Raw genomic sequence first — 26,400 nt, 5'->3', positions numbered from 1 at the left:
GATTCAATCGGAACGGAAAAGGCTCTAGCGCTAACCCTTCGGCGCCGAACCTTCCGGCCACTCCGGCAACTGGTCTTTCGGATCGAACCACGTCGCGCAATCCGATCGCCAGATGTGCGCGGCGGGCCGGTTGGTGATCGGCGTGTCCAGGCACCCCATCCGCAGCAGGACGCTGCGGCTGCCGGCGCGCTCGGCGACGATATGCGAGCCGCATTGCGTGCAGAAATAGCGTTGCTTGCCGGGCGAGGATTCAAAACCCCTGAGCAGGCTTTCGCCCCTGGTCCAGCGAAAGCGGTCGCGCGGCACATTGGTCACTGTCGAGAACGCCGAGCCGTGCGCCTTGCGGCAGGTGGCGCAGTGGCAGTGCACGATGGCGCCGGGTTCGGCGTCCACCTCATAGGCCACGCTTTTGCACATGCAGCTTCCGGTGAGCATGGTTCCTCCTGGAATCGTAGGGTGGGTGGAGCGAAGCGATACCCACCAACTTTCTTTGCCGTGGCGGTGGGTATCGCGAAGCCTGTCATCGGGCGCGCGTTCGCGCGACCCGTTGGCTCCACCCACCCTACAAGAAAAAGCCGGAGGCGGTGACCGCATCCGGCTTTCTTGGGTCTCGTATCCGTCAGGCCTTACTTGCGCTTGCCCATGTCGACGTAGTCGCGGCGGGCGACGCCGGTGTAGAGCTGGCGCGGACGGCCGATCTTCTGCTGCGGGTCCTCGATCATCTCGCTCCACTGGCTGATCCAGCCGACGGTGCGGGCGACTGCGAACAGCACGGTGAACATCGAGGTCGGGAAGCCCATCGCCTTCAGCGTGATGCCCGAATAGAAGTCGACGTTCGGGTAGAGCTTGCGGTCGATGAAGTAGGGATCGCTGAGCGCGATCTTTTCCAGCTCCAGCGCGACCTTCAGCATCGGGTCGTCGCCGTGACCGGTCTCGGCCAGCACCGCGTGACACATCTTCTGCATGATCTTGGCGCGCGGATCGTAGTTCTTGTAGACGCGATGGCCGAAGCCCATCAGGCGGACTTCGCTGTTCTTGTCCTTCACCTTGGCGATGAACTCGGGAATCTTGTCGACGGTGCCGATGTCGGCCAGCATCGCCAGCGCAGCTTCATTGGCGCCGCCATGCGCCGGTCCCCACAGGCAGGCGATGCCGGCGGCGATACAGGCGAACGGGTTGGCGCCGGAGGAGCCGGCGATACGCACCGTCGAGGTCGAGGCGTTCTGCTCGTGGTCGGCGTGCAGGATGAAGATCTTGTCCAGCGCGTCAGCCAGCACCGGATTGATCTTGTAGTCCTCGCAGGGCACCGCGAAGCACATGTTGAGGAAGTTCTCGGCAAAGGTGAGCGAGTTCTTCGGGTACACGAAGGGCTGGCCGACGGTATATTTGAAGGCCATAGCGGCCAGCGTCGGAACCTTGGCGATCATGCGCATCGAGGCGATCATGCGCTGCTTCGGATCGTTGATGTCGGTAGAGTCGTGATAGAACGCGGCCAGCGCGCCGACGGCCGCGACCATGATGGCCATCGGGTGGGCGTCGCGGCGGAAGCCCTGGAAGAAGCGGGCCATCTGCTCGTGAACCATGGTGTGATGGATCACGCGGTGGTCGAAATCTTCCTTCTGCGCCTTGGTGGGAAGTTCCCCGTACAGCAGGAGATAGCAGGTCTCGAGGAAATCGCCCTTTTCGGCGAGCTGCTCGATCGGATAGCCGCGGTATTCCAGGATGCCGGCGTCGCCGTCGATATAGGTGATCTTCGACTGGCAGCTGCCGGTGGAGGTAAAGCCGGGGTCATAGGTGAACATCCCGGCCTGGCCGTAGAGCTTGGCGATGTCGATGACATCCGGCCCCACCGTGCCGCTCAGGATCGGGAAATCGTAGGTCTTGTTACCTACCGTTAGCGTTGCAGTTTTATTGCTGGATTTTGCGTCCATCGCGAAGTCCCCGATGAAATCGTTGCGAAAACCGGGCTGACCTGATGCCGTTTTCTGGCAGATGACAGGGCAAGCCGGATTGTCTAGAAGGCGGCTTCAAAATGCGTAGCTTATTGCCCTGTGCACTGCAAGATGGCCGCCGCTAGCACATAGCAGGGGCTCCATTAGCGTTTTCCAGCGAAGTGGGTACCGGTTCGCGTAAAGAAACGCGTCAAAACAGAAATTAAGCGGCGGCCTGATCGCCGAGCCGGGCCAGGCACTGGTCGCGCCCCAGCACGGCCAGGACGTCGAAAATCCCGGGTGAGGTCGTCCGCCCCGTCAGCGCCACCCGGAGCGGCTGGGCGACCGCGCCCAGCTTGAGGTTATTCTGCTCCGCGAAATTCCGCATCGCCCCCTCGGTGCTCTCAGAATTCCAGTCGGTCACGGCTTGCAGCGCATTGCGCAGCTTGCCGATCAGTTCACGGGTTTCCGGCGTCAGCAGGGCGGCCGCTTTCGGCTCGAGCTCGAGCGGACGGTCGGCAAAGATGAAGTAGGAGCCGGCGATCAGTTCGAGCAGCGTCTTGGCGCGCTCCTTCAGGCTCGGCATCGCCCGCAGCAATTGCGCCCGCGTGGTGTCGTTGAGCTTGGCCTTCAGCTCGGCGCCATCAGGGACGTAATCCAGCAACTGTTCGAACATGGTCACGAGCGCTTGATCGTCGGCCTGGCGGATGTAGTGGCCGTTGAGGTTTTCCAGCTTGGCGAAATCGAAGCGCGCCGCCGAACGCCCGATGGCGGGCAGGTCGAACGCGTCGATCATCTCCTCCGTCGAGAATATCTCCTGGTCGCCGTGGCCCCAGCCGAGCCGGACCAGGTAATTGCGCAGCGCCGCCGGCAGATAGCCGAGTGCGCGGTAGGCCTCGACCCCGAGCGCGCCATGGCGCTTCGACAGTTTTGCGCCATCGGCGCCATGGATCAGCGGGATATGGGACATGTTCGGAATGTCCCATTCCAGCGCGTCGTAGATCTGCTTCTGGCGCGCGGCGTTGATCAAATGATCGTCACCCCGGATCACATGGGTGACGCCCATGTCGTGGTCGTCGACCACGACCGCCAGCATGTAGGTCGGGTTGCCGTCGCCGCGCAGCAGCACGAGATCGTCGAGGTTCTCGTTCTGCCAGACCACGCGGCCCTGGACCTGATCCTCGATCACGGTCTCGCCGGTCTGCGGTGCCTTGAGACGGATGGTGGGCTTCATGCCCGCGGGCGCTTCGGACGGGTCACGGTCGCGCCACAGGCCGTCATAGAGGCGGGTGCGGCCCTCGGCGCGGGCCTTCTCGCGCATCGCCGTCAGTTCCTCAGGCGTGGCGTAGCAGCGATAGGCGCGGCCACTGGCGAGCAGGGACTCGGCGGCCTCGCGGTGGCGGGCGGCTCGGCTGAACTGGTAGATGACGTCGCCGTCCCAATCGAGCTCCAGCCACTTCAATCCGTCGAGGATCGCGGCAATCGCCGGCTCGGTCGACCGCTCGCGGTCGGTATCCTCGATCCGCAGGAGCATCTTGCCGCCATGCTTCTTGGCGTAGAGCCAGTTGAACAGCGCGGTGCGGGCGCCTCCGATGTGGAGGAAGCCGGTCGGCGAGGGGGCAAAGCGGGTGACGACGGAATCGGTCATGATTTGGGCAGGCCTATGCTTGAACGGCCGTGGTGTATAGCAGGACGGTGCATAACTAAAGTCTCGCCATTAATGTCCGGTCCTGGACAAAGCAGGCTTGGCGGGCCGGGGCGAATTTGGCAGAAGGGCCGCTTACCGAGCGGGAACACGTAATGACCACAGAACCGGCAGCGGCAGAAGCAGGGCGCGATTTCATTCGCGACATCGTCCAGGCCGACCTTGACACCCAGAAGCACAGCCGGATCGTGACCCGATTTCCGCCGGAGCCGAACGGCTACCTGCATATCGGCCACGCCAAGTCGATTGCCCTTAATTTCGGCATCGCGCAGGAGTTTGGCGGCAAGTGCCATCTGCGCTTCGACGACACCAACCCGACCAAGGAAGAGCAGGAATATATCGATTCCATCCAGGCCGACGTGCGCTGGCTCGGCTACGATTGGGGAACCGATCTTTATTACGCCTCCGATTATTTCGAGCGGCTCTACGACTGGGCGGAAGGCCTGATCAAGGCCGGCCACGCCTATGTCGACGACCAGTCGCAGGAGGAAATCCGCCTCTCGCGCGGCACGCTGACGGAACCCGGCAAGAACAGCCCGTTCCGCGACCGCCCGGTGGACGAAAACCTCGATCTGTTTCGCCGCATGAAGGCCGGCGAATTCCCGAACGGCACCCGCGTGCTGCGCGCCAAGATCGACATGGCCTCCGGCAACATCAACATGCGCGATCCCGTCCTGTACCGGATCCTGCACGCCCATCATCCGCGCACCGGCGACAAATGGTCGATCTATCCGAGCTACGACTACGCGCACGGCCAGTCGGACGCCATCGAAGGCATCACCCATTCGATCTGCACGCTGGAATTCGAGGATCACCGGCCGCTCTACGAATGGCTGCTCCACAAGCTGCCGGTGCCGTCAAAGCCGCGGCAGTATGAATTCGCAAGGCTCAACATCACCTACACGCTGCTCTCGAAGCGGGTGCTGACGCAGCTCGTGCGCGAGGGCCATGTCGCCGGCTGGGACGATCCGCGGATGCCGACCGTCGCCGGCCTGAAGCGGCGCGGCGTGCCGCCGGCGGCGGTGCGCGAATTCGTCAAGCGCATCGGGGTGGCGAAATCCAACAGCGTGGTCGATGTCGGCATGCTGGAATTCTGCATCCGTGAACTGCTCAACAAGACGGCCGAGCGCCGCATGGCGGTGCTGCGGCCGCTCAAGGTCGTGATCGAGAATTATCCGGAAGGCCAGGTCGAGGAGCTCGAAGCCATCAATCACCCTGATAATCCCGACGCCGGCACCCGCCGCATCGCGTTCGGCCGCGAGCTCTATATCGAGCAGGACGATTTCATGGAGAACCCGCCGAAGAAATTCTTCCGGCTTTCTCCGGGCAATGAAGTGCGGTTGCGCTACGCCTATTTCATCAAGTGCACCGGCGTCATCAAGAACGACGCCGGCGAGGTGGTCGAGCTGCGCTGTACCTATGATCCCGCCACCAAGGGCGGTAACGCGCCTGACGGACGCAAGGTCAAGGCCACCATGCACTGGCTGCCGGCGGCGCAGTCGCGGCCCGCGGAAATCCGCGTCTACAACCAGCTGTTCGCAAAACCGAGCCCCGACGCCGGCAATTTCGCCGCCGACATCAACCCGCAGTCACTGGAAGTGCTGTCCGACGCGCGGATCGAGGTCGGCGTTGCCGAAAGCAATTCGAACGAGGTGATGCAGTTCGAGCGGCAGGGCTATTTCGTGCGCGACCAGGACTCGACGCCGGACAGACTGGTCTTCAACCGCACCATCGGCCTGCGCGATACCTTTGCCAAGGAAGTCGCCAAGGGCTGAGAACGGCTGACGTCGGCCTCACAACGATTGGATATTCCGATGCCAAGCGCGGCCGACGACATCGCATCCGGCACCATGGCGAAATGGGCCGCGGCGTTCAGCAGGCTGGACGCCGATGCGCTCGCCTCGCTCTATTCAAGGCACGCGCTGTTCTTCGGCTCGAATCCGACGCTCTATCGCGGACGGGAAGGCGTGAGGTCTTATTTCGCAGGCCTGCCGCGCTGGAAGGCGCAATCCGTCCGCTTCACCGACGTGTCGACCGAAGCCGCCGGCACTGAGGTGGTCAACACGGCAGGCACGGCTAACTTCGCCTTCGACGATGCAACACTGACCGTGAAGATCACCTGGGTCATTGTCCGCGAAGACGGCGACTGGAAAATCGTCAGCCATCACGTGTCGTCGAAGGCGCCGCTGATTTAGGCGACGTCTCACAGGATCGTTCGGTGTTCGACTTGACGCTCGCGCGATACGATTTTGTCGGCGCTTGCGAGGGCAGCCTGCAATGGCTAACGATCGGCCGATGCCAGTTGCATTGGATCGGGAATGTTGAAGCACTTCGCTCACGATATCTGGACCGCGGATGGAACCGAAATCGTCATCGTCGGATTTCATTATCCCACTCGGATGGCTGTCATAAAACTGTCCGGCGGCGGCCTCTTCATCTGGTCGCCGATCCAGCTCACGGATGGCTTGCGGGCAGAGGTCGATGCCCTCGGTCCAGTGCGGCACATCGTTGCGCCCAATTCACTTCACCACTTGTTTCTTCTAGCGTGGAAGCAGGCCTATCCCGGAGCCAAGGTCTACGCCCCTCCGGGGTTGCGCAAGAAGCGTGAGGACATTGTCTTTGACGCCGATCTCGGTGACGCGCCGAGTCCGGAATGGGATCAGGAGATCGACCAGGTCTTGATGCAGGGCAATGTCATCACGACAGAGGTGGTATTCTTCCACGCCAGCAGCGGCACCGTGCTCTTCACCGATTTGATTCAGCAGCTTCCTGCCAGTTCGTTCTCCGGCTGGCGGGCTGTCGTGGCGAAACTGGACCTCATGGTAGGCCCCGAGCCGTCGGTGCCGCGCAAGTTTCGACTCGCCTTTACCAACCGCCGCGCCGCGCGGCTCTCTCTGGAACGCATTTTCGCATGGCCGGCCGAGAAGGTGCTGATGGCCCACGGACCGCCGGTAGAGACGGATGCCCGGGTATTCCTGCGCCGCGCGTTTGGATGGCTGGCCACGCATTCCTGACGGCGCTTTCCCCGAGATTTCGCTTCGCGTCTTGCGATCTGGCCGCCGTTCATCAAGACTCTGCGCACATGGGCGCGCGCAAGGTGCAGCGGTCAAAGCTTGAACAACGATCGCAGAAAATTCTGCACATCCGCTGTCGCTTGCTCGCGTGCCGCGGGATTATAACCAAACGACCCCTCCGACACGACGCATGGCGCCCCCGTTCCTGCCAGGCCGCCGGTCATCACGTCGATGATCTTGTCGTCTTGCTCGAGGAACGTACAGTTGTTGTAATTCAGGAAGCCGGTCGGCGTTTGACGGTTGGCGAGATCGGCGTTGTCAAACCAGTGCTTGGCGCCAACGTATTCGAATAAGGCGGCGTCATTGCCGGCGTTGCGGAGCCTTGCGACGTACTCCCTGCAGCGGCCGATGATCGTCGCGTCATCCGCTGCGCCATGAAAGATTCGTATCGGGACATTCGCCACGCGATCTTCATCGATGAGCTTGATATGACAGCCTGTGGGGTAAAACGCGAGATAGGCTGCAAAGGGTGACAGCCCGGGACCGTAGCGTTGCTGGAACCGCGGGGACGCAGCCCAGAGCGCGTTGCGGCCACCGAAGGAAAATCCCAATACTGCAATTCGTGAAGGGTCGATGCGCGGATGGACTGCCAGAAGATCCCGTGCGCGATAGACATCCGTGAGCACACTGGCTGTGCTTATTGTGTGAGGACCTGAGCAGACACGCGGAATATTCCTCCCGACAAAACTGTTGACGACGAACGTAGCGACGCCGAGTTGAATGAGACTTTCCGCCCAATACGTCTCCGCCCCTGTGATGCCCGAACAACCATGCGTTATGACGACGGCAGGAACCCGGTCCGTGGTCTCCGGAAGCCTCAGAATACCAAAGATAGTTGCCGGCGACCCCTCCTGTGGGGCAGCCATGAAGGGGGGCGTAAACAGGCTGCCGGGGAAGGTCAGGCTTTGGAAGTTCACTATTTCGATGCGGCCTTGAGAAACAGCGGCTTGCGGGGCCAGGAGTGCGAACGCTGCCATGCCAACCAGCACGGACGACATGCGTCTTGAAGCGCCGATCATAGGGCGCCGATATCGCTGCGCGCGTGAAGCGAAGAGCCCGGTGGCCAAAATCTTGCGCAAGAGTCCGATGATCGCCCGTTGCATCAAGCACCTCGCCGAAGTCAGGGGTGAACGGCGCTGAATGTTAGAAGGCAGAGTTTACTCACCCGCGACCAACTTGATGGCCGAGAGGCCTTTACGCAGCAGCGGGCATCGATCACGAAAACAGAAAGGTGCCTATCAGCAAACCGGCTGCAAATGACCAGAGGCCCAGAGTACAAAATGAGACCACGCGGACAAGGATACGGAGGTCGTGGTCTTGCGCAACTTCGTGGGATAGGTCCGCCATTTCAGCCACCGCCTGCGTTGGCCGCTAGGTTAAGGCTAGGATCGCTGTTTCCGCCCAAAAACAGGCAAAAAATGGGCAGTCAAGCTTAGAGATTCGGGTGAAAACCAGGTCAACCGTTGCTCAAAGTCACCAGTCGCACCGCGATCTGTGGCGACAAGGCGAATCATTTTGACTGTGCAGCGCGGCGAGTTGCTTACTTGAGCGACCCTGCGAGGATCGCCAATGTTCGAGGCCGTTGCAGCATTTCTGATAATTCTCAGCGTCGGCATCCTTGTCGCTCACGCGCTGGACGCTTACAGGTCGTGGAAATAGTGCGGCTTGGGGCCGTGCGGTTCACGGTTGCGGGAGCGCGCGCCTTACTGATCTCTTTTGAGCTTCCGCTTTCCCCAATGATGCTCTTTGGCATCGGGATTGAACTGCAGGACTTCGTGGCGGTGCAGTGCCTTGAGCACAGCCATGCGCGCCAAGAACATCCAGGCAATACCGCGCTCCGCGGCGTAGGTAAGGATTTCCGCCGCGGTCGTGACTGCCGGCATATCGCGTTCTGATTTGGGAACGGTCTCGGCGAGGTAGGCGACCGCCTCGCGCAGCGTGTTGAGCTGTGTGCCGTCCGGCGCCTCGATCGCCTCGTCGAATTTGCGGAGCCATCCTTTAAGCATCACGCAAACATCTCCGCGCCGGCCAAAGGTTCCCCGGAACTATATGACGTCATTTGCTGTTGAACAGCATGCCCGTCAGGTATTTTTTCAGTGCAGCGGTGGGAGCCAGCGTCGGGCTCTTGTTCGTTTTCACGTCCGACATGTTTGCGGAGATGAGCCTCCGATGGGCAATGGCGCTCCTTGCACTGATCGGTGGTGCTAAGCTGGGCGTTCTCGCCTGCTACTTACTGGACATGGCGGTAGAAAATGCTCCGGCCATTAATCGGCGGGGCCAATAGCGGCAAAAGCAATTCCCCTCTACCCCTGCTCCGAGCCAGCAGGCGAACATTTCGGCGCCGGCCGGGGTGATCTTCAGGAAGTCGTGTCAGCGGCAGAAGGGAAAGGCAACGCCACAATGGCGAAACGGGAGGACGACGAGGCTTGCGGGGCGCTTCACTTCGCCAGCCCGAGCGACTTCAGCGCCTTGCCGTTGTCCTCGTCGTCGGCCTTCATGAACTCGCCGTACCTTGCCGCATCCAGATAGATCATGTCGAAGCCGCGCCGGGTCATGAAATCCTTGAACTCGTCGCTGTCCCAGGCCTTCTTGATCGCGGCCTCATACGTCTTGGCGATCTCCGGCGGCAGGCCCTTGGGCGCCGCAAAGCCGCGCCACACGCCCTTGTGAAACTTGTGACCGGTCGCCTCCTCGGTGGTCGGCACGTCAGGGAAGTTCGGCGCGCGCTTGGGCGAGAAGAACGCGAGGCTGCGGATACGCCCCGCCTTGATCAGCGCCTCGGCTTCCGGCATCGAGCACGCGACGAAGTCGACGCCGCCGGCGGCCAGATCCGTCAGCGCGGTCGCAGCGCCCGTGGACGGCACCCAGCGGATCGAGGTCGGCGAAACGCCGTCGGCCTGCATCAGGCCGGCGAGCGCGACATGCCAGCTTCCGCCCTGGCCGGTGCCCGAGGCCACCACCTTGTTCGGGTTCGCCTTGATATGCGCGAACAGCTCCTTGACGTTCTTGTAGGGCGAGTCCGCCTTGACGTGGATCGCGGCGAAGTCCTGGTTGACCAGCCCGAGCGGCGTGAACTTCTCGAACGTAAGATCGGTAAGCCCCGCCCAGTGCATCAGGGTGATCTCCAGCGTGATGAGGCCGAACGTGTAACCGTCAGGCGCTGCAGTCGCGATCGCCTGGTGGCCGACCACGCCCGATCCGCCGGTGCGGTTCACGACGTTCACCGGCTGCTTGAGATCGCGCTCCATGATGTTGGCGATCTGGCGCGCGACCGCGTCGGTGCCGCCGCCGGCGGCCCATGGCACGATCAGCGTGATGGGTCGCTCCGGGAAGGCCGCTTGCGCGTTGCGGGCGCCGAGCAGGCTTAACGCTGCAAGCGAAGCAAGGGCAACATTTCTGGCCAGACGTTTGGCATCGCGGATTACTTGGCGAAGCATTCGCAAACCCTCCCGATTTTGTTTTTGATGCGCCGGGCATTGCACCGCGGCGCGCGCTTTTTGCGCTACCCGCCATTCGGGCGGCGGAGCGCCGGCATGTCAAGGGGAAGTGCCGGCACGTGGCGCGGCGGAACGCCACGATGGGTGGGAGAAGCGTAGGACGTAAAGCGGGGCAGCGGCGGTGTCAGCGCTGTGCGGCCTTGGCGGGATCGGCGTAGGGGCGGGCGGTGACGTGTTTCATGCGGGATGCAAATCCATCATATGTGCTTCGTATATGTGACGGTCGGCCGTCGCTATGTCGATCGTGGCGCCACAGAAACAGCGTGCCCGTGCACTGGTTGATTGCGTCGGCAACGGCAGGCCAGCGGTACTCGCTCCCGCGCTGGGGCCGTTTCCATTTTGGTGAATATTACAGATTACAGGTCGATCTCGAGGTAGGACCGGTGCATTTTTGTCGGTTCTTTGTTGCCATCAAACAAGACTTGAACAGAACCTTGTGCGGCCGTCCACCCAGGAATACGCACTACCGTGCCACGAGACTTAGTTCGGGGCGTGCGCGATTTCCCTAGCTCACTCAACCGGACGCGATCTCCCACGTGAAATTCTGGTAGAGGGTCGTCGCTCTGACGTCGATTCATTGGAAACGTTCCGCGGGCCGCATCTTCAGGCATTCACTTACCCATCGCCTTCATCTCGATCTCGACGGGTCAATCGAGCGCGAGGACGCCCAAACCGGTGAGCCTCGGTATTCCTTCTTGCATCTCGACGAAGCCCAGATCCACGAGCGCCGCTAGGTCATTTTCGCTGACGGGCGTCAATTTCGTTCGCTTACTTCTGATATCACGCATCGCCCAGCGGAGGCGGATCGCGGTGTCAAGGTTTAGTCCGGACAGCAATGACTTTGCTTGCTCCGCCCGTCTCAACGCATCTTCGGCATCGGGTGCAGCGTCAACTGCAGGGGCTTGAACAGAAGGCTCCTCTTCGTTTGGTGGGTCAAAGGATGTTGCCGGCGCGGGCTCAATCTGGGTCGAAATTAGTGGAGGCTCGCGGAATATCTCCGCAAGAACCTTGTCCATCTCCTGAAGTTTATCCGTACTCATTTTTTGGCCTTCAACCCCCGGACAAGCCGAATTTGTCGCGATTGCAGATCCAAATTAGCGCCGGACAGCCGTCTCCAAGAACTCCTGCACAGAGCGCGGCACTTGATCGTATTCGACAAATCGTCGGCGCAGTTCGTCGGCGATATCCATGGTCACGTCCCGCGACCAGCCGTCGACGGTATTGAAGGCTACGATGCGCGCCGGATGCCCACATTCGTCGTTCATAAGGTCTTGGATCAGCGTCTCGCGATCGGTACCCGCTTCGTCGGTCTCGCGCCATGCTCGGCCTAAACGGGCGCCGAAATCGTCCAGCACCAGATAAACGTCCCGGTCCGCTTCTCGCGGCACGATCGACGGTGAGCGACGCATAACGGAACTCCCGGTCCAGAATACAATGCCAGCCTCCAGAAGGACGAACCGAAGCCGTCAGTCGAAAGCAAACCCATCGGTCTATTCGTTAACAAAAACATTCGATCCCGTGCGTGGGCCTTTGGGGGTAATCCCGGACATTCATGAATCCGGCTTACAGGACCGGGATTCAAGCTAGCCCCGGCGGATTCGTTCCAGGCGGTCGGGAGTCTGGAACTAAATCTGGCCTGCGCGCATTCCGGCTTATGGTTGAAGGGTTGGGAGATAGCAGTGTGCAATGGCAACTACACATAAAGGCGAGTGCTGCTGCGGCACGGTTCATGTGGAGGTATCAGGCGAGCCGGAAGCAATGGGCTACTGCCATTGCAGTTCGTGCCGTTCATGGTCAGGCGGACCCGTCAACGCTTTTAGTCTCTGGAAGCCCGAGGCGGTCCGAATAACATCGGGCATGTAGGAATGTTCCAAAAGACCGAGGTCAGTAAGCCGCAGTACCGTAAAAAATGTGGCGGGCACCTAATGACCAATCACCCGCCCTTGGGACTGGTAGACGTCTTTGCAGCAACATTGCCAACGCTGAAGTTTACGCCGGGCGTACATATAAATTACTCAGAAACAGCTCTGCCCATGCGCGACGGTGTGACCAAGTTGAAGGATGTTCCGAAAGAGTTTGGTGGCTCCGGAGAGGTAATTTCAGAGTAGGCGCGCGCCGCGAATAGTGCTTCTTTCGCCACCGGCAGAAGTTACGAATGATGCACGCCTTGATCAGGCGGGAGCGCAAAGCTTCTCAGTCACCGGTAGCTGCCGAGTCGGGGCGGTGATGGGAACATCATGCCGCGCCGTAATACCGAACCGATGATCAAAACAAGTCGAGGTCAGGGACGCGTTTTTTCAGAGCCAGCCAAATAGCTTCCCGATCCAATACCCGAGACGGGGGATATAAACTGCCTGTGCAGGCAAGTTGGTCTTTTGGCGCCATCGAACAACACGGTAATGCCCGTGTTGGTATGACTCACCTCGACAACGATGCCATTCAGATTAGCCAGTTCCGGGCATCGAGCAGCGCCTAGCTTACTCGTCTTGAAGCGAGTCCCGACAACTATCCTGTCGATTTCCCGAACCATTGCAAATCTTCAAAAATAAATTTCGCTAAAGCGGAATAAAATAATAGGTACCAGCGGACACTTAATGCGTGCCACCAAGTTGGCAAAGATTAAACACCTTAACCCATCATCTTTCCATCACCCGTTTGGGTCAGCGGTCATGCCAAGGTCACCTGCATGTTGCAAGGCGGCGACAGTTCATTGAACCCGCGGTCCCGTGGCACTTAGCGACGCTACCAGCGCAGCCAGAGTGGGAGTGCGGCTCTGTTGCGGAACCGCACTGCGTACGCGCATGCGGGATAAGCAGGCAAGCATGCAAGAAAAGCGAATCGACTATGCCGGCTGGTTTGTTACGCTGTCAGCAGCCCTCACGCGGGCTAAAGAAGCAATGATACCCGACTTAGCCCCGCCCTAACCGGCGGGGTTTTTCGTCTAGAGAGGGCGCCTTGACGCCGATGCCGCCGGTTTCTTGCGCTGGAACGTCCCCACGGCTCACACCAGGCGTATCGGCACCGTCTTCGCCTTCAGCCCTAGCGCCGGTAGTGTCTCGGTTTGAAATTTCGGAATGAAAGAGGCCGCCAAATTGAGGCGACTATCGCAACAGACTCGGCCTTCACCAAGTCTGGCTGCCGACGGCAGAGAAGACTGCGCCCGAAGACGATTTGCTGTTTAGGTCTACTGGGGTGCGGCCGCTAGTTGGGGCGGACTTCGTAGCTGCAAGGACTAGTCCCGCCCAGCCACCGGCGACTGCATCGAGTTCGGAGGCGGTCAATTCGTAAATCGAGGTCTGGTTGGTCATTGTCCCGCTCCATGTTGTGGCGCTGTGCGCCGTTGATCTGGAGCGAGTATGCCGGGTGGCGATCTGACGTGCTGTGACGAGAGTCATATTGACTGCCGATGTCGTCAGAAAATCAACTTTTAACGGTCACCAGTCATCCTGAAGGCAATCGCGGAACGGACCCCAAAGCCCCCGCGAGAGTGATGCGTAAAGGAAACCCGCCGGGGTAGTTACCGGCGGGTTTTTCTTCCCACAGCAGTCTTGAGAGCGCGGGGCTTCGCTCCCGCGCGCGCGGCGCCTTTCCCCTATATTCCACTTCCGTTCTGCTAGCCGGAACCTCACACCTTCCGGTAGCTTTGTCCCCGCGAGCGTATCGTGTGGGTAGCTTGATGTCGGAGCAGGGCAACACGTCGGGCCAAAGGCGAGGCTACGCCGGCACGTGGCCGCCGCGTGGGGCGGCGCCGGTCGGCGGTCTCGCGCCCCAGCGTCTTGCGCTGTGGCCGCCGCTGATCGAGACCTTGCGGCAATGGGCGCGCGCGGAGGCGGGGGCGGGGCGTTTGCTGCCCTGGGTGCCCGTCGCCTTCGGCACCGGCATCGCCTTCTACTTTGCCGCCGACCATGAGCCGGTGCTGTCGGTCGCGGCTGTCACCGCCATCGTGCTGTGCGCGGCGGCGTTCTTGCTGCGGCGGCACAAAATGTTTCCGGTCGCCGTGATGATCGCCGCCGTCGCCGCCGGCTTTGCGATTGCGACCTGGAAGACGGCTCGGATCGCGCATGGTGTGCTGGCGCGGCCGATGTTTTCGGTGGCGCTGACGGGATTTGTCGAAACCCGCGACATCCGCGAGCGCACCGATCGTTTTGTGCTGCGCGTCGTGACCATGGAGAGCGCGCGCGACGCGACAAAAATCGAACGGGTGCGGCTGTCGGTCAAGAAGGGTACCGCGCCTGACGTGGGCAGCTTTGTCGAATTGAAAGCGCGGCTGTTGCCGCCGATGTCGCCGCTGCGGCCCGGCAGCTACGATTTCGGCCGCGACATGTTCTTCTCCGGCATCGGCGCCTCCGGCTTCGTGATGGGCGCGATCAGGACCGCGGAAGCGCCTGATGGCGGCGGGTGGAAGCTGCGCTATTCGGCGTTCATGCAAGGCATGCGGGACGCGATCGATGCGCGGATCAGGACCACGCTGGAAGGCGACAAGCGCGCGATCGCGACCGCGCTTCTGACCGGCCGGCGCGATGCGATCTCCGAGCCCGTCAATGACGCGATGTTCATCTCCGGCCTTGGCCATGTGCTGTCGATATCAGGCTATCACATGGCTGTCGTCGCGGGCGTCGTGTTCTTTGCGGTACGGGCACTGCTGGCGCTGTTCCCGACGCTCACGGTTGGTTTTGCGATCAAGAAATGGTCGGCGGTGGCGGCACTCGCCGCGTCGGCGTTTTATCTGTTGCTCTCCGGCGCTGAAGTCGCGACCCAGCGTTCGTTCTTCATGACGGCCGTGGTGCTGATCGCGGTCATGGTCGACCGCCGCGCCATCACGTTTCGAACGCTCGCGGTCGCGGCCCTCATTGTCTTGACCATCGCACCGGAGGCGCTGGTGCATCCGAGCTTCCAGATGTCGTTTGCGGCGACCCTCGGACTGGTGGCGCTGGTGCAACTCGGCATGCCGCGCCTGTTCGCGCAGCCGGATCATTCCGCGACGGCGCAGGTGGCGCTGTGGGGCGGCCGCGAGATCACGATGCTGCTCCTGGCCTCGCTGGTGGCGGGCCTTGCCACCACGCCTTACGCGGCGTTTCATTTCCACCGGGTGACGCCCTATGGCGTGCTCGCCAATCTCGCGGCGATGCCGGTGGTCTCGGCGCTGGTGATGCCGGCGGGCCTGCTCGGCCTGGTTGCGATGCCGTTTGGTTTTGACGGTGTGTTCTGGGCCATCATGGGCGTCGGCATCGACTGGATGATCGTTGTCACGCAATGGGTCGCGGCCTTGCCGGGCGCGGTTGGTCGTGTGCCGGCGTTCGGCATCGGCCCGCTGATTGCGGCGAGTCTTGGCATCATCCTGCTCGGCCTGTTGCGGACGCCGCTGCGCTATACCGGCGCGGCCGTGGTGCTGGTGGCGGCGGTGTGGGCGGCGAGGGTGCCGCAGCCGGACATCCTGATCTCCGCCGACGGGCGCAATGTCGGTGTCCGCGGCCAGGACGGCAAACTGCATTTGATGCGCGCGGCCAAGGGCGCCGCGAGGGATGGCTTCCTCGTCAAGGAATGGCTGGCGGCGGATGCCGACGCCCGAAAGCCTGCCGATGCCTCGCTCACCGAGGGCGTCTCATGCGACGAGAGCGGCTGCGTGATGCAAGGCGCCGGTGGCGGGTTCGTGGCATTGGCGCTGCGGCCGGAAGCGCTGGCGGATGATTGTGAGCGCGCGGCGCTGGTGGTCACCGCAAGGCAGGCGCCTGCGGGGTGCGGCGCCTCGGTGATCTCTGCGGAGCGTCTGCGGCGGCAGGGCGCCATGGTGCTGCGGCGAAGCGGCAGCGGATTTACCATCGATGCCGTCAAGCTCCGGGGCGTCGATCGTCCATGGTCGCCGGCGATCGCGGGCGAGGGGGACGCGGAAACAACCATCCTCGCGCCGCGCCGTACGGCGCCGCGTGCGGTCGATGCGACCCCGTCGGAAGCGGATCTCCAGGCCGAGGAATAAGGATTCACGTTCCCCGGCGGGGCGCGACCGGCGGCGCGGAATTCAACCGGTGGAAAGCGGTGTCGCCGTGTCCGCCTTCGTTGTTGTGCGCTCGGGAATCGGATGCACCACCGGCAATTGCAGCACGGTGACGCGCTGCCCCTCGCAAAGCTGCGTCACCAGCACATGGCTGCCGTCGGGAAATTCGATCGCGTCGTGGTGACGTTCCTTGATATGCGGATCGATGGTGTTGAACTTGCCGACGCGAAAACCGATCGTCCGCGTCCAGATCCAGCGATTGTCGTATTTGACGTCTTGCGCGAAGGCCAGTTCGGTCCCGGGCAGCATGCAGACCGCGACTGCGGGGTCGCGTTCGCTGGCAAAGCCGCGGGTCGAGGTGCCGCGGAAGGTGGTCGATATCAATGTCTCGCCGACCTCAGCAGGACGCGTTGCCATCGCGTGCAAACTATAGTCACACATCGGATCGCTCCCTCGTAAGAGATAGAGACCCGTGCCTCCCTCGAGGCGCTGGCCTCTATCAGAGTGGACTTGAGCAAAGTCTATTCCTGTTCTGGGCAATAGTGCGACGGAAAGGCCGGCGTGCCCGATCACAAACGCGCTACGGCGGCTGCGGATCTTCGGGCATCGGCGGCAGCGGCAGTTCGAAGGCGCCGAGATGGAATTGCTCCCTTCCGTCGTCGGCAATCCCGGGCAGCGCGACCAGCGTGAACGCAGCCTCCGGATATTGCTGCCAGATCGCGAGATCTTCCGCCGTCACCATCAGCCAGCCGAACCGGAGCATGTAGCGGCCCGGCTCGGTCACGAGTCCAGCCCTCTGCCAGGTGATCTTGGTGATCATACTGCTGACCACGTCTCGTCCCCCCGGTTTTTGCGTCTTCGAGTCGAAGAAAACGCGTCAAACCAACCATCCTTGCCCGCACAGTTTTTGCCGCATTCTGGGCAATTGTGCGACGCGCGGCCCCACCGTTCTCCGTCAGGGCCGGGTCTTGATCTTGCAGCCAACAACGTGGATGCCCGGCACAAGGCCGGGCATGACGAGCTTACGGATGTCGTTACCGAACAGAAGCGCCCGCGAAAGCGGGCCGCCCTCAGTACTTCCGGTACAGCCCGATCAGCTTGCCCTGAATCCGGACCCGGTTCGGCGGCAGGATGCGGACTTCATAGGAGGTGTTGGCAGGCTCCAGCGCGATCGAGGCGCCGCGGCGGCGGAAGCGTTTCAGGGTGGCTTCCTCCTCGTCGATCAGCGCCACCACGATATCGCCGGTGTCGGCGGTCTCGTTGCGCTGGATCAGCGCCATGTCGCCGTCGAGAATGCCGGCGTCCACCATGGAATCGCCGCGGACTTCGAGCGCGTAATGTTCGCCGGAGCCGAGCATGTCAGGCGGTACGCTGATGGTGTGGCTGCGGGTCTGCAGCGCCTCGATCGGGGTGCCGGCGGCGATCCGGCCCATTACGGGAACGGCGACCGGACGGTTGCCATCGTCCTCGGCGGGCGCGCTGGCGGCGCGGACCTTGCCGAGCGTGCCTTCGATGACGCTGGGAGTGAAGCCGCGGCGGCCGTTGCCGTTACCGGCGCCCGCAAGCTCGGGCAGCTTGATGACTTCGATGGCGCGGGCACGGTTGGGCAGGCGGCGGATGAAGCCGCGCTCTTCCAGGGCGGTGATGAGGCGGTGGATGCCGGACTTGGAGCGGAGGTCGAGCGCATCCTTCATTTCGTCGAAGGAGGGCGGCACGCCGGCTTCCTTGAGCCGTTCGTTGATGAAACGCAGAAGTTCATACTGTTTGCGCGTAAGCATCTCGAGCAATCCCCCGGTTGGCGCGTCGTAATTCGTGGTCGTTCAGTTCAGTTGCGAGTGCGGTCTCAAATTCGGAAGTCCAAAACTCCCATTTGTAGACACTAGCTCTCGAAACAAATCATGAACGGACACTATATGTTCGATACATGTTCCGCAACCACTTAATTTCAGGTGAACGCGCGCCGACTTCGCCCGAACAGGCCGCCGCGATGCGTCATTCCGGCAGGCGCAGGAACTCGCATGGCGTGCCTTTCGGCAGCGCCGGCGCAAACGGCGGACGTATCAAAAGCGCCCGTGCCGCAGCGAGATTTCCAAGCAGCGACGAGTCCTGGTGGCTCACCGGCACCGCGATCAACGCACCGTCCTCGCGCTCTTCAAGTCGTGCGCGAAGATAGTCTTCGCGCTGATCGTTGGCGGGGAGATCGCGGCCGAGCAGGGCGGTCTCACGCGCGTGATGGATGGTTTTTCGGCCCGACAGCGCGCGAATCAGCGGCACCAGAAACAGGAAACCACAGACATAGGACGAGACCGGATTGCCGGGCAGGCCGATCACCCGCATCGCCCCGAGGCGCCCGTGCATCATCGGCTTGCCCGGCCGCATCGCGATGCGCCAGAACGCCATGGCGACGCCCTCGGCCTCCAGCGAGCGCTTGACGAGGTCGTGGTCGCCGACCGAGGCGCCGCCCATCGTGATCAGGATGTCGGCGCCCGATGCGCGGGCGCGGCGGATGCCGTCGGTGGTCGCCTCGACCGTGTCGGCGGCGATGCCGAAATCGATGGTCTCGGCGCCCTCGGCCCGCGCCAGCGCGCGCAGCGCATAGCCGTTGGAGTAGACGATCTGGCCGGGGCCCGGGATCGAGCCCGGCATCACCAGCTCGTCGCCGGTGGCGAGCACCGCCACCTTGGGGCGGCTGATCACGGCGAGTTCCGGATAGTTCATGCCGGCGGCGAGCGACAGGTCGCGTTCGGTGAGGCGGCTGCCCCTGGTGAGCAGCACATCGCCCTCGCGGAAATCGGCGCCGGCGGCGCGGATATGCCGTCCCGGTTTGGCGGTTTCCGTGATCGTGACGTGGTCGCCGCTGGCAGCCGTGTCTTCCTGGATGATGACGGCATCGGCGCCATCAGGGATCACGCCGCCGGTGAAAATCCGGACCGCTTCGCCCGGGCCCACCATGCGCTCGAACGGGCGGCCTGCCGCGACTTCGCCGATCACCTTCAGCCGCGCGGAGAGGTCGGCGGCGTCGGCCGATCGCACCGCATAGCCGTCCATCGCGGACATCGCCTGCGGCGGCTGGGTGCGCTTTGCCGCAAGGTCGCGCGCGAGCACGCGATGCCAGGCGGTGTCGAGTGCGGCCATTTCTTCCGCCAAGGGATCGGCGCCCGCAAGGATCGCGGCCAGCGCATCAACGACCGGCATCAGGGCCACGGCAACACCCTCTCAAATTCCCAGCGCGGCAAGCGCCTTTGCGACGTCATCCGGCCCTGTCACATGTACCGCGGCCAGGCCGCGCGCCCGCGCGCCGTCGATGTTTGCGGCGGAATCGTCGAAGAACACGATGCGGGAGGCGGGAACACCGATCGCCTTGACGACATGATCATAGGCCGCGGCATCAGGCTTTCGAAGCCCGATCGTCGATGACAGGTAGATTTCACGGAAATGGCCGAGCACGCCGGCATAGGCCTGGCTGAAATGCACGACATGCGCGTTATTGGTGTTGGAGAAGGCATAAAGCGGCAGGCGTTGTCCGGCGCGCGCCAGCGATGCTGATATGTCGGGCATTTCGCCGGCGAAGATCGCGTTCCAGCCTTCCAGGAACTGGGCGTCCGATATCCCGATGCCGAGTGAGCCACGCAGGCCTGCGAAGAATTCGGCGTCGCTGATCTCGCCCCGCTCGTGGCGATGCCAGGCGTCATTGGGCAAGAACCGCTCGACCAGCTGTGCCGGCTCGCAGCCGGCATGGCCGGCCCAATTGGCCACCACCTTGCCGAAGTCGATATCGAGTACGACGCGTCCGAGATCGAACAGCAGCGCGTCGGCGGAGTTGGGGAGAAGCGGGGCGTTCATGCCAGACGTTTACAAAACTGGACCGCTCTGGGCAACGACTGGCTGCAGCCGGCGAAATGCGTGTTTTCGCGAACAATTTCCGCCCAATCCAGCATTTAGGCTGGCGCGGGAGCTGTGCTATTCGTTTGGCCGGAACGTTTCGGGAGTGATCGCATGAGAATGATTGGCATCGTGGCTGTGATGGTCTTGCTGGCCGGGCCGGCGTTGGCCCAGCAGGCACCCGTTCAACAATACGGGGAGCCGGACAAGGAAAAGTCGCCGTCGGAGATCGCGGCGGCGAAGGAGGCCGAGCGCGCCTACAAGCGGTCGCTGGGCAATATTCCGGAGCAAAAGAGCACCGATCCCTGGGGAACCGTGCGCAGCGACAATGCCGCCCCGAAAGCCGCAGCCAAGCCGCCCGCGAAGCCGAAGGCAGCCAAAACGGATATCAAGACCGAGACCACCGCAAAACAATAACAGCCGCCCGCCGGCAGCTTGCCGGGACTGGGGTGCCCAGGATTCCAGGAAACCGGCGAGGACGCTAGAATGTCGAACACGCTGCTGTTTTCGCCGGTGACGATCCGCGGCGTCGAGCTGAAGAACCGCATCGTGGTGCCGCCGATGCACCAATATTCCGCCGTGAAGGGGTTTCCGACCGACTGGCACCTGATGAACTCAGGCAAATTCGCCGCCGGCGGGGCCGGGCTTGTCGTCGTCGAGTCGACCAAGGTCGAGCGCCGCGGTTGCGGCACGGTCGGCGATCTCGGCATCTGGGACGATGCCTTTGTCGAGCCGCTTGGCCGCCTCGTTAGATTCATCCATCAGCAGAATGCGGTCGCGGGCATTCAGCTCGGCCATTCCGGGCGCAAGGCGCGCGCGACCCGGCCGTGGGAAGGCGACCGGCCGCTGCAACGGACGCCCGAGATCGAGGATTGGGACGCCTGGTCGCCGGTGGCGCCGAGCGCGATTGCCCATAGCGAGAAATGGCCGGTGCCGAAGGCCCTGGAGCGGAGCGAAGTGAAAGACCTCGTGCAGGCCTGGGGCCAGGCCGCGCGGCGCGCCCATGAGGCCGGCTTCGACGTGCTGGAGCTGCATGGTGCGCACGGCTATCTCGTGCATCAATTTTTGTCCGAGCGATCCAACCAGCGCACCGACGAATATGGCGGCTCCGAGGCCAACCGGATGCGCTTCATCACCGAGATCACCGAAGCGGTGCGCACGCACTGGCCCGACCACAAGCCGCTGTTCGTCCGCCTGTCGGTGGACGACAACGCCGGATGGGGACCGGAGCAGAGCGCACGGCTGGCGAAAATCCTCAAGAGCAAGGGCGTCGACGTCATCGACTGTTCGTCCGGCGGCATCACCGAGATGGCGCCGATCCTGGGCAAGGAAATCAAATACAGCTACCAGGTGCCGCTGTCGGACTATGTCAAACGCCACGCCGATATCATGACCATGGCGGTCGGCCTCATCATCCATGGCGACCAGGCCGAGCAGATCCTGCAGGACAAGCAAGCCGATCTGATCGCGGTGGGCCGCGAAATCCTCAACAACCCGAACTGGCCGATGGACGCCGCCCTCAAACTCGGCGTCGAAGGCCCGTTCCGCAACGTGCCCCCGCAATTCGGCTATTGGCTGGGCACGCGCGCCAAGCGCGGCTTTGGCACGCAGCCGTCGACCTGGCAGAGCGGGCTGAACGAGGCGGGGAAGCTGACCTGAAGCTGGTAGCCCGCATGAGCGCTAGCGATATGCGGGTATCGGAGGGATGCCGGAGTCCCGGATGTCGCTTTGCTCATCCGGGCTACATAACAATCCGCTTCACATCCGCTTCTCGAAGAACACACTCGCCGCAATGGATTGCGGCGCTTTCAGCGCGTAATCCCCAAACGCGGAACATTCCCGGAATCCCGTCCGTATATAGAGCCGCATCGCCGCGATCTGGCGCGTTCCTGTCTCCAGGCGCAACATGGGAAGTCCGGCGCCACGCACCTCGTCTTCGATGCGTGCGAGAATGGCGTCGGCGACGCCCTGGCCCCGCGCGGTGCCGCGCACATACATCCGCTTGACCTCGGCATATTCAGGGAAGAGGGCGACGCCGCCGCAGCCCACCGCCGCGCCGTGACGTCGCGCGAGGAAGAAGCGGACATGCGGTTGGAAGATCGCATCGATGGAAAAGCCATGCCGCTGCTCCGGCGGATACTCCACCGCGAGCACGGCCTCGAGCTCGCCGATCAGCAGGCGCACCTCATCGGTCGCGGCCAGCGCAACTTCGATCTGCACGTCATCGCCGTTGCTCATCGGTGCTCCTTCTTGGACCCGTACGTTAGCGAGCTTGGCCCGGGCGAGCGAAGCGATATCAGGATTTTTTCAGATTCGTCCGGATAATTGCAACGAGATGCCGAAGATTGCAGGCGGCTTAACGCGATCGATCAAATGTCGAGTAATTGACATTACCGCCCATCCACCATGGCTCAACTAATCCCGTTGTCCTGACGTATGGCAAGGCAATTTGAACGCGTGAGCTGCTATGTGTCGGCGCGGCTATGAAATACGTTGGCGGCAACAAGGTCACTTGCGCAGCGCAGTCTCGATCGAGGAAAACATAATGGTAGATGGTGCCACCGCATCTGAGCCACCCTTCGTCCCCGACGCTCCCCTTCTCGCCGATACCGCAACGCCTCCCGAGGCCTTCGTTCCCTCCGACGTCTCGATCTTCAGGATGCTGACCGCAGAGCAGCGTCAGGAGATCCGGGGTTTCATGCGCGAGCTGGTCATTCTGCGCGGCGAAGAGCTTGTCGCCGAGGGCGATGCGTCGGACGCTTTCTTTGAAGTCGTGCGCGGCGCATTCACGGTGCAGCGCGCGGGCGACGAAGGGCTGATTGCCGAACTGGGGCCGGGCGATCTCATTGGTGAAATCGGCTTTTTTGGGAAGATCCGGCGGACGGCCACCGTAACGGCGATCAGGGATTCCTGTGTTCTCTCATTGTCGCGTGCCGCTTACAACAAAATTGCAACTGAAGCGCCCAGCATCGTTGGTTTCTTGCTTGAGGCGATGGCGCTTCGGGTGGCCGAGACGACGTCGCGCGTCGTTCCCAATCGACAACTTGCGCGCACGCGAACAATCGTGGTTCTGGAAGGGGGAAGGGAGCCGGTGCCGCCGCAGTTTTACGCGTTGCTGACACAGGCGCTCGGCAACGCGGTGGTTGAGATCGTAACCTCCCAGCGTATCAATCAAATGTTCCCCGGACGGGATCCGGACGATGAAGAAATAACCGGCTGGCTGCATCGACTGGAGCAGGCATCCGATCTCGTCGCCTATTTTGGCGACCGGGAGCTGACGCGCTGGACCCAGAAATGCATCCGGCAATCCGATCAGGTCCTGTTCGTATGCAGGGGCAGGGCGCCGGACGATTCCCTGACCGAAGTAGAGGCTGCGGCGTCGACCTATCATCGAACCAACGAGCGGCGGCTCGTGCTCGTTCATGATGAGCGAAGCGGTGAAGTGCGTGGCACGGGCGCCTGGTTGAGGCGCATGCCCGTCTTCATGCATCACCACATATCGCTCCAGGACGACATCGATGTACGGAGCCTGGCGCGCTTCCTGCTCGGCCGGGCGATCGGGTTTGTGGCGGCTGGCGGGGGAGGATTGGGGCCGGCGCACCTTGGAATCTACAAGGCGTTTCGCGAACGCGGCGTTGACTTCGATATCTTCGTCGGAACCAGCGTCGGGGCTGCCATGGTCGCCGGCTTCGCCAAGAACCTCGAAGCTGAAGATCTTGATCGAGGCACGGACGATATCTTCGTCAAGAGCCGGAGTTTCAAGCGCCCCACCTGGCCGCGATACTCCCTGCTTGACCACAAGGCCCTCGACCGCGCGCTTGCGGAGGCGCTCGGGGCGGATTGCAACATCGAGGATTGCTGGAAGCCGTTTGCCGCCGTGGCAACCAATCTCTCCACCCAGGCCGGCGAAGTCATTCGTACCGGTTCGCTGTGGCAGGCCGTGCGGGCGTCAGCCTCGATTCCAGGCATCTTGCCGCCGTTCTACACCAAGGATGGCTCGATGCTGGTTGACGGCTGTCTGATCGACAACATCCCGCTTGCGCCGATGCACAATCTGAAGCGCGGGCCCAACCTGGTGGTCCATTTTGGCAAGCAGGAAATCGAACGCTTCGAGGTGGATTACGATGCGCTTCCGGGACGCCTCAAGCTGATTTCCAGTCTGCTGCTGCCGTTTGGCAAAAAGCGCCTGCCAAGGGCGCCATCAGCGGTCAGCGTGCTCTGGCGCAGCCTGCTCGTGCATCAGCGCGTGGATTCGATTCCGGTGGGCCCCGCCGATTTTGTGATGCGTCCGCCGACCATTCCTGGCGCCAAGGTCATGGAGTTCGACAATCACAAGCGTGTTTTCGAAGCGTCCTATCTGTGGGCAAAATCAACGCTTGAAAGCGCGGAAGGCGATCAGCACGCAGCACTGCTCGCGATTCTCTCAAAGGGCTCGCCATTGCGCGCCGCTGCCGGCCGGACGTTCGCCGAGCTGGCCGCAAGCTGAGTTCAGGCGTCGCTTTGACGCGTGCATATCTATCATTTGAATAAAATTTATCCTGTTTTAGGGTTTCACCGCGAAAGCGAACCTGAAACCATTTTCCGTTCCACAGAACTATTCTCTGCAATTCACGAAGTCGTGCAGAAACGCGGCCTCCTTATTCGTCCGTTCCATCGCGTGAATGGAAGCGCAATAAGGAGACGATCATGCAAACGACTTCTGCCGAGACCAGCGCATCGGCCCGAGAGAACGGAATCTCCTGGCTGAACGAGGCCGGCATCGATCTGTCTCAGATGATGCTGCGGCTTGGATGCGCCAGGACGAGCGTGGAACTCGACCACTATCTCAGGAGGTTGCTGCCGGCTCATCGCGAGGTGATTGAACTCGTCGACTTCGCGCTCAAGTCCCTCGAGGAAGCAAGCGAGATCATCGGCCTCCCACAGGCGACGATCAAGACGCGCTTGTTCTACGCTCGCAAGGCGTTGGTCGACGTGGTCAAATATCAGAATATCGAGCCCGTTGCCGCCTAGTGCGCTCCCGGGGAGGGCATGACCTCCTCGACCCCTTCACCAGTATGTTCAGAGGAGCCGGTCATGAATTCGATCGAATGGCGGCATGAAGTGATGGTTGTGGATTGCGACTCTCCCGCGCTCGCACCAATGCTCCAGGGCGAAGCGCTCGACGTCGCCGCGGCCTTCGTAGCCACGGCAGGCGCGGCGGTTTTCGAGATTGTGCGGTTGCGGACCGGTAAGTCGGTCGTGATCCGCTTGCTTGAACCAGATGACCGCGAAGCGCTGCAGGCCTACTTCGAGGCGCTGTCGCCGGCCGCGCGGCGTAACCGGTTCACCGGCGCAAGCCATGGCCCCACGGATCGGGATCTCGATTTGTTGTTTCGGTCCAGCGCGGATAGTCGCTTCGCTGTGGTCGCCGTCATGACGGTGAATGGCGTCGAAACGATCGTCGCCGAGGCCTGCTATGCGTTCGATCGGGCAACCGGCGGCCTGGAGTTCGGCGTTTCCGTCCACGATGAGCATCGGGGCTGCAGCATCGGTTCTGCATTGCTTTCAAATCTCGAGCGCCTCGCGGCGGCATTCGGCGCCCGCCATATCTTTGGTGATACGCTGCGGACCAACAATGAGATGCAGGCGCTTGCGCGCAAGGCAGGCTTTTCCTTCTCCAATACGCCGGGCAATTGGTGCGAGCGCCGCATGGTGAAGCCGTGTTTGGCGGCGTTGGGCACGATGCTTGGCGGCGTCATGCCGGGGTTCGGGGCGGCCGGAAAGCTGTCTGTCGCCTGATCCGATGCGATCGGCTTGAAGCAGGCCAGCCGCCGCGATGGTCGCGAAGGCCGTTCGGGCCTGCGTGCAATGACGCCTGGGCGCGACAAAACGACCCGACGGCAAATCAGTTCTGATTTACGGAAATCGTGTCAAGCCCCAAAATAAAAATATTTCTGTTTACCAGAAGGGAAATCAGGTGCATATCTTTGCCCATCCCGTCCTACTCAGAAGGGCGTCGGCCGTCGTCACGGACGTTGGGCGGGTTGCGGTGGACGCTGGTTTGCGCTGAGACGACGGCGCGGACGGGCGTACGGCAAAACCGTGTGGTCCTGGCGCCCGTTGCAGGCGTCAAGCTGTCGGAGAAGCGCAAGCGGGAACGGCAGCGACGGAGTCAACCAAGAACTCGTCTCCGGGGAGATCACGGCATAAGCCGTAAAGCCATTGCGCAGGGAAGGCCGGGTGTTCTCCGCTGCCCTGTATGCTCGTGTGCACCTTGTTTTGTGCAAACCGCACGCGAGACCGCGGGTGCAGCGCGCACCCGGTCTTCCCTGCGCCCTCT

The 26,400-nt window shown here is 62.2% G+C and carries 23 protein-coding genes and 1 pseudogene; 10 read left to right on the top strand and 14 right to left on the bottom strand.

Annotated elements, in window-relative coordinates; genetic code table 11:
* Positions 1–30 precede the first annotated feature (30 nt).
* The 3 genes from JQ611_RS08815 to gltX all read right to left on the bottom strand — a co-directional run bounded on the left by JQ611_RS08815 (position 31) and on the right by gltX (position 3,579).
* Positions 31–417, bottom strand: coding sequence for a GFA family protein (locus JQ611_RS08815; RefSeq protein ID WP_249133041.1), 387 nt, complete (start codon positions 415–417; stop codon positions 31–33).
* A 209-nt stretch (positions 418–626) separates the two neighbouring features.
* On the bottom strand, positions 627–1,931 hold the full coding sequence (gltA, locus tag JQ611_RS08810) for a citrate synthase (RefSeq protein WP_212262361.1): 1,305 nt from the start codon (positions 1,929–1,931) through the stop codon (positions 627–629).
* 223 nt (positions 1,932–2,154) lie between these two features.
* Positions 2,155–3,579: a glutamate--tRNA ligase gene (gene gltX / locus JQ611_RS08805; protein ID WP_212262359.1), complete on the bottom strand. Its 1,425-nt coding sequence runs from the start codon at positions 3,577–3,579 to the stop codon at positions 2,155–2,157.
* A 152-nt stretch (positions 3,580–3,731) separates the two neighbouring features.
* Here gltX and JQ611_RS08800 point away from each other — a divergent pair, with 152 nt between their 5' ends.
* The 3 genes from JQ611_RS08800 to JQ611_RS08790 all read left to right on the top strand — a co-directional run bounded on the left by JQ611_RS08800 (position 3,732) and on the right by JQ611_RS08790 (position 6,650).
* Positions 3,732–5,411: a glutamine--tRNA ligase/YqeY domain fusion protein gene (locus JQ611_RS08800; RefSeq protein ID WP_212465239.1), complete on the top strand. Its 1,680-nt coding sequence runs from the start codon at positions 3,732–3,734 to the stop codon at positions 5,409–5,411.
* A gap of 39 nt (positions 5,412–5,450) precedes the next feature.
* Positions 5,451–5,831 (top strand): nuclear transport factor 2 family protein, encoded by a 381-nt coding sequence (locus JQ611_RS08795; protein WP_212262355.1) that lies wholly within the window; start codon positions 5,451–5,453, stop codon positions 5,829–5,831.
* A 123-nt stretch (positions 5,832–5,954) separates the two neighbouring features.
* The gene (locus tag JQ611_RS08790; protein ID WP_212262353.1) at positions 5,955–6,650 is read left to right on the top strand and encodes a DUF4336 domain-containing protein; all 696 of its coding nucleotides are present in this window, start codon (positions 5,955–5,957) and stop codon (positions 6,648–6,650) included.
* A gap of 92 nt (positions 6,651–6,742) precedes the next feature.
* Here the strand turns inward: JQ611_RS08790 and JQ611_RS08785 are convergent, their stop codons facing one another.
* The 5 genes from JQ611_RS08785 to JQ611_RS08765 form a co-directional block, all read right to left on the bottom strand.
* Positions 6,743–7,813: a dienelactone hydrolase family protein gene (locus JQ611_RS08785; RefSeq protein WP_212465238.1), complete on the bottom strand. Its 1,071-nt coding sequence runs from the start codon at positions 7,811–7,813 to the stop codon at positions 6,743–6,745.
* A 600-nt stretch (positions 7,814–8,413) separates the two neighbouring features.
* The gene (locus JQ611_RS08780) at positions 8,414–8,716 is read right to left on the bottom strand and encodes a hypothetical protein (protein WP_212465331.1); all 303 of its coding nucleotides are present in this window, start codon (positions 8,714–8,716) and stop codon (positions 8,414–8,416) included.
* A 432-nt stretch (positions 8,717–9,148) separates the two neighbouring features.
* On the bottom strand, positions 9,149–10,147 hold the full coding sequence (locus JQ611_RS08775; protein ID WP_212388850.1) for a tripartite tricarboxylate transporter substrate binding protein: 999 nt from the start codon (positions 10,145–10,147) through the stop codon (positions 9,149–9,151).
* A gap of 707 nt (positions 10,148–10,854) precedes the next feature.
* The gene (locus JQ611_RS08770) at positions 10,855–11,247 is read right to left on the bottom strand and encodes a hypothetical protein (RefSeq protein WP_212388848.1); all 393 of its coding nucleotides are present in this window, start codon (positions 11,245–11,247) and stop codon (positions 10,855–10,857) included.
* A 54-nt stretch (positions 11,248–11,301) separates the two neighbouring features.
* A complete protein-coding gene (locus JQ611_RS08765; RefSeq protein WP_212262347.1) occupies positions 11,302–11,616 on the bottom strand; it encodes a hypothetical protein in 315 nt (104 codons plus the stop codon).
* 277 nt (positions 11,617–11,893) lie between these two features.
* Between JQ611_RS08765 and JQ611_RS08760 the strand changes: the two are divergent.
* Both JQ611_RS08760 and JQ611_RS08755 read left to right on the top strand, forming a co-directional pair.
* Positions 11,894–12,315: pseudogene (locus JQ611_RS08760) on the top strand (GFA family protein).
* A gap of 1,568 nt (positions 12,316–13,883) precedes the next feature.
* Positions 13,884–16,181 carry a ComEC/Rec2 family competence protein gene (locus JQ611_RS08755; RefSeq protein WP_212465237.1) on the top strand — a complete coding sequence of 766 codons (2,298 nt, stop codon included), beginning with the start codon at positions 13,884–13,886 and terminating at the stop codon, positions 16,179–16,181.
* 42 nt (positions 16,182–16,223) lie between these two features.
* Here the strand turns inward: JQ611_RS08755 and JQ611_RS08750 are convergent, their stop codons facing one another.
* The 5 genes from JQ611_RS08750 to JQ611_RS08730 all read right to left on the bottom strand — a co-directional run bounded on the left by JQ611_RS08750 (position 16,224) and on the right by JQ611_RS08730 (position 20,042).
* Positions 16,224–16,640 (bottom strand): hypothetical protein, encoded by a 417-nt coding sequence (locus JQ611_RS08750; RefSeq protein WP_212262341.1) that lies wholly within the window; start codon positions 16,638–16,640, stop codon positions 16,224–16,226.
* A gap of 139 nt (positions 16,641–16,779) precedes the next feature.
* A complete protein-coding gene (locus JQ611_RS08745) occupies positions 16,780–17,019 on the bottom strand; it encodes a hypothetical protein (RefSeq protein WP_212389021.1) in 240 nt (79 codons plus the stop codon).
* 250 nt (positions 17,020–17,269) lie between these two features.
* Complete coding sequence (gene lexA, locus JQ611_RS08740) at positions 17,270–17,977, bottom strand: transcriptional repressor LexA (RefSeq protein ID WP_192733386.1); 708 nt, start codon at positions 17,975–17,977, stop codon at positions 17,270–17,272.
* A 214-nt stretch (positions 17,978–18,191) separates the two neighbouring features.
* On the bottom strand, positions 18,192–19,403 hold the full coding sequence (gene glp, locus JQ611_RS08735; protein WP_212262336.1) for a gephyrin-like molybdotransferase Glp: 1,212 nt from the start codon (positions 19,401–19,403) through the stop codon (positions 18,192–18,194).
* A gap of 12 nt (positions 19,404–19,415) precedes the next feature.
* Positions 19,416–20,042, bottom strand: coding sequence for an HAD-IA family hydrolase (locus JQ611_RS08730; protein ID WP_212465236.1), 627 nt, complete (start codon positions 20,040–20,042; stop codon positions 19,416–19,418).
* A 153-nt stretch (positions 20,043–20,195) separates the two neighbouring features.
* Between JQ611_RS08730 and JQ611_RS08725 the strand changes: the two genes are divergently transcribed.
* Positions 20,196–20,498, top strand: a complete 303-nt coding sequence (locus tag JQ611_RS08725) for a hypothetical protein (protein WP_212465235.1) — start codon at positions 20,196–20,198, stop codon at positions 20,496–20,498.
* Positions 20,499–20,567: 69 nt separating this feature from the next.
* Positions 20,568–21,740 carry an NADH:flavin oxidoreductase/NADH oxidase gene (locus tag JQ611_RS08720; protein WP_212388842.1) on the top strand — a complete coding sequence of 391 codons (1,173 nt, stop codon included), beginning with the start codon at positions 20,568–20,570 and terminating at the stop codon, positions 21,738–21,740.
* A 99-nt stretch (positions 21,741–21,839) separates the two neighbouring features.
* Here the strand turns inward: JQ611_RS08720 and JQ611_RS08715 are convergent, their stop codons facing one another.
* Positions 21,840–22,319, bottom strand: a complete 480-nt coding sequence (locus JQ611_RS08715) for a GNAT family N-acetyltransferase (RefSeq protein ID WP_212388840.1) — start codon at positions 22,317–22,319, stop codon at positions 21,840–21,842.
* A 307-nt stretch (positions 22,320–22,626) separates the two neighbouring features.
* On the opposite strand from JQ611_RS08715, the gene JQ611_RS08710 reads away from it, so the two are divergent.
* The 3 genes from JQ611_RS08710 (at position 22,627) to JQ611_RS08700 (ending at position 25,859) form a co-directional block, all read left to right on the top strand.
* Positions 22,627–24,567 carry a cyclic nucleotide-binding and patatin-like phospholipase domain-containing protein gene (locus JQ611_RS08710; protein WP_212465234.1) on the top strand — a complete coding sequence of 647 codons (1,941 nt, stop codon included), beginning with the start codon at positions 22,627–22,629 and terminating at the stop codon, positions 24,565–24,567.
* A gap of 200 nt (positions 24,568–24,767) precedes the next feature.
* The gene (locus JQ611_RS08705) at positions 24,768–25,091 is read left to right on the top strand and encodes a sigma factor-like helix-turn-helix DNA-binding protein (RefSeq protein WP_212262318.1); all 324 of its coding nucleotides are present in this window, start codon (positions 24,768–24,770) and stop codon (positions 25,089–25,091) included.
* Positions 25,092–25,154: 63 nt separating this feature from the next.
* The gene (locus JQ611_RS08700) at positions 25,155–25,859 is read left to right on the top strand and encodes a GNAT family N-acetyltransferase (protein WP_212465233.1); all 705 of its coding nucleotides are present in this window, start codon (positions 25,155–25,157) and stop codon (positions 25,857–25,859) included.
* Positions 25,860–26,400: the final 541 nt, after the last annotated feature.

This window comes from Bradyrhizobium sp. AUGA SZCCT0182 (genome assembly GCF_018130185.1).
Taxonomy (GTDB): Bacteria; Pseudomonadota; Alphaproteobacteria; order Rhizobiales; family Xanthobacteraceae; genus Bradyrhizobium.
Note: the sequence above shows the minus strand (reverse complement) of the source record. Positions and strands in the feature narration are given on the sequence as shown.

Bases quoted from the DNA above. Each gene is read 5' to 3' on its own strand.
- JQ611_RS08815 (WP_249133041.1), bottom strand. From the start codon at position 417: ATGTGCAAAAGCGTGGCCTATGAGGTGGACGCCGAACCCGGCGCCATC.
- gltA (WP_212262361.1), bottom strand. From the start codon at position 1,931: ATGGACGCAAAATCCAGCAATAAAACTGCAACGCTAACGGTAGGTAAC.
- gltX (WP_212262359.1), bottom strand. From the start codon at position 3,579: ATGACCGATTCCGTCGTCACCCGCTTTGCCCCCTCGCCGACCGGCTTC.
- JQ611_RS08800 (WP_212465239.1), top strand. From the start codon at position 3,732: ATGACCACAGAACCGGCAGCGGCAGAAGCAGGGCGCGATTTCATTCGC.
- JQ611_RS08795 (WP_212262355.1), top strand. From the start codon at position 5,451: ATGCCAAGCGCGGCCGACGACATCGCATCCGGCACCATGGCGAAATGG.
- JQ611_RS08790 (WP_212262353.1), top strand. From the start codon at position 5,955: ATGTTGAAGCACTTCGCTCACGATATCTGGACCGCGGATGGAACCGAA.
- JQ611_RS08785 (WP_212465238.1), bottom strand. From the start codon at position 7,813: ATGCAACGGGCGATCATCGGACTCTTGCGCAAGATTTTGGCCACCGGG.
- JQ611_RS08780 (WP_212465331.1), bottom strand. From the start codon at position 8,716: ATGCTTAAAGGATGGCTCCGCAAATTCGACGAGGCGATCGAGGCGCCG.
- JQ611_RS08775 (WP_212388850.1), bottom strand. From the start codon at position 10,147: ATGCTTCGCCAAGTAATCCGCGATGCCAAACGTCTGGCCAGAAATGTT.
- JQ611_RS08770 (WP_212388848.1), bottom strand. From the start codon at position 11,247: ATGAGTACGGATAAACTTCAGGAGATGGACAAGGTTCTTGCGGAGATA.
- JQ611_RS08765 (WP_212262347.1), bottom strand. From the start codon at position 11,616: ATGCGTCGCTCACCGTCGATCGTGCCGCGAGAAGCGGACCGGGACGTT.
- JQ611_RS08755 (WP_212465237.1), top strand. From the start codon at position 13,884: ATGTCGGAGCAGGGCAACACGTCGGGCCAAAGGCGAGGCTACGCCGGC.
- JQ611_RS08750 (WP_212262341.1), bottom strand. From the start codon at position 16,640: ATGTGTGACTATAGTTTGCACGCGATGGCAACGCGTCCTGCTGAGGTC.
- JQ611_RS08745 (WP_212389021.1), bottom strand. From the start codon at position 17,019: ATGATCACCAAGATCACCTGGCAGAGGGCTGGACTCGTGACCGAGCCG.
- lexA (WP_192733386.1), bottom strand. From the start codon at position 17,977: ATGCTTACGCGCAAACAGTATGAACTTCTGCGTTTCATCAACGAACGG.
- JQ611_RS08730 (WP_212465236.1), bottom strand. From the start codon at position 20,042: ATGAACGCCCCGCTTCTCCCCAACTCCGCCGACGCGCTGCTGTTCGAT.
- JQ611_RS08725 (WP_212465235.1), top strand. From the start codon at position 20,196: ATGAGAATGATTGGCATCGTGGCTGTGATGGTCTTGCTGGCCGGGCCG.
- JQ611_RS08720 (WP_212388842.1), top strand. From the start codon at position 20,568: ATGTCGAACACGCTGCTGTTTTCGCCGGTGACGATCCGCGGCGTCGAG.
- JQ611_RS08715 (WP_212388840.1), bottom strand. From the start codon at position 22,319: ATGAGCAACGGCGATGACGTGCAGATCGAAGTTGCGCTGGCCGCGACC.
- JQ611_RS08710 (WP_212465234.1), top strand. From the start codon at position 22,627: ATGGTAGATGGTGCCACCGCATCTGAGCCACCCTTCGTCCCCGACGCT.
- JQ611_RS08705 (WP_212262318.1), top strand. From the start codon at position 24,768: ATGCAAACGACTTCTGCCGAGACCAGCGCATCGGCCCGAGAGAACGGA.
- JQ611_RS08700 (WP_212465233.1), top strand. From the start codon at position 25,155: ATGAATTCGATCGAATGGCGGCATGAAGTGATGGTTGTGGATTGCGAC.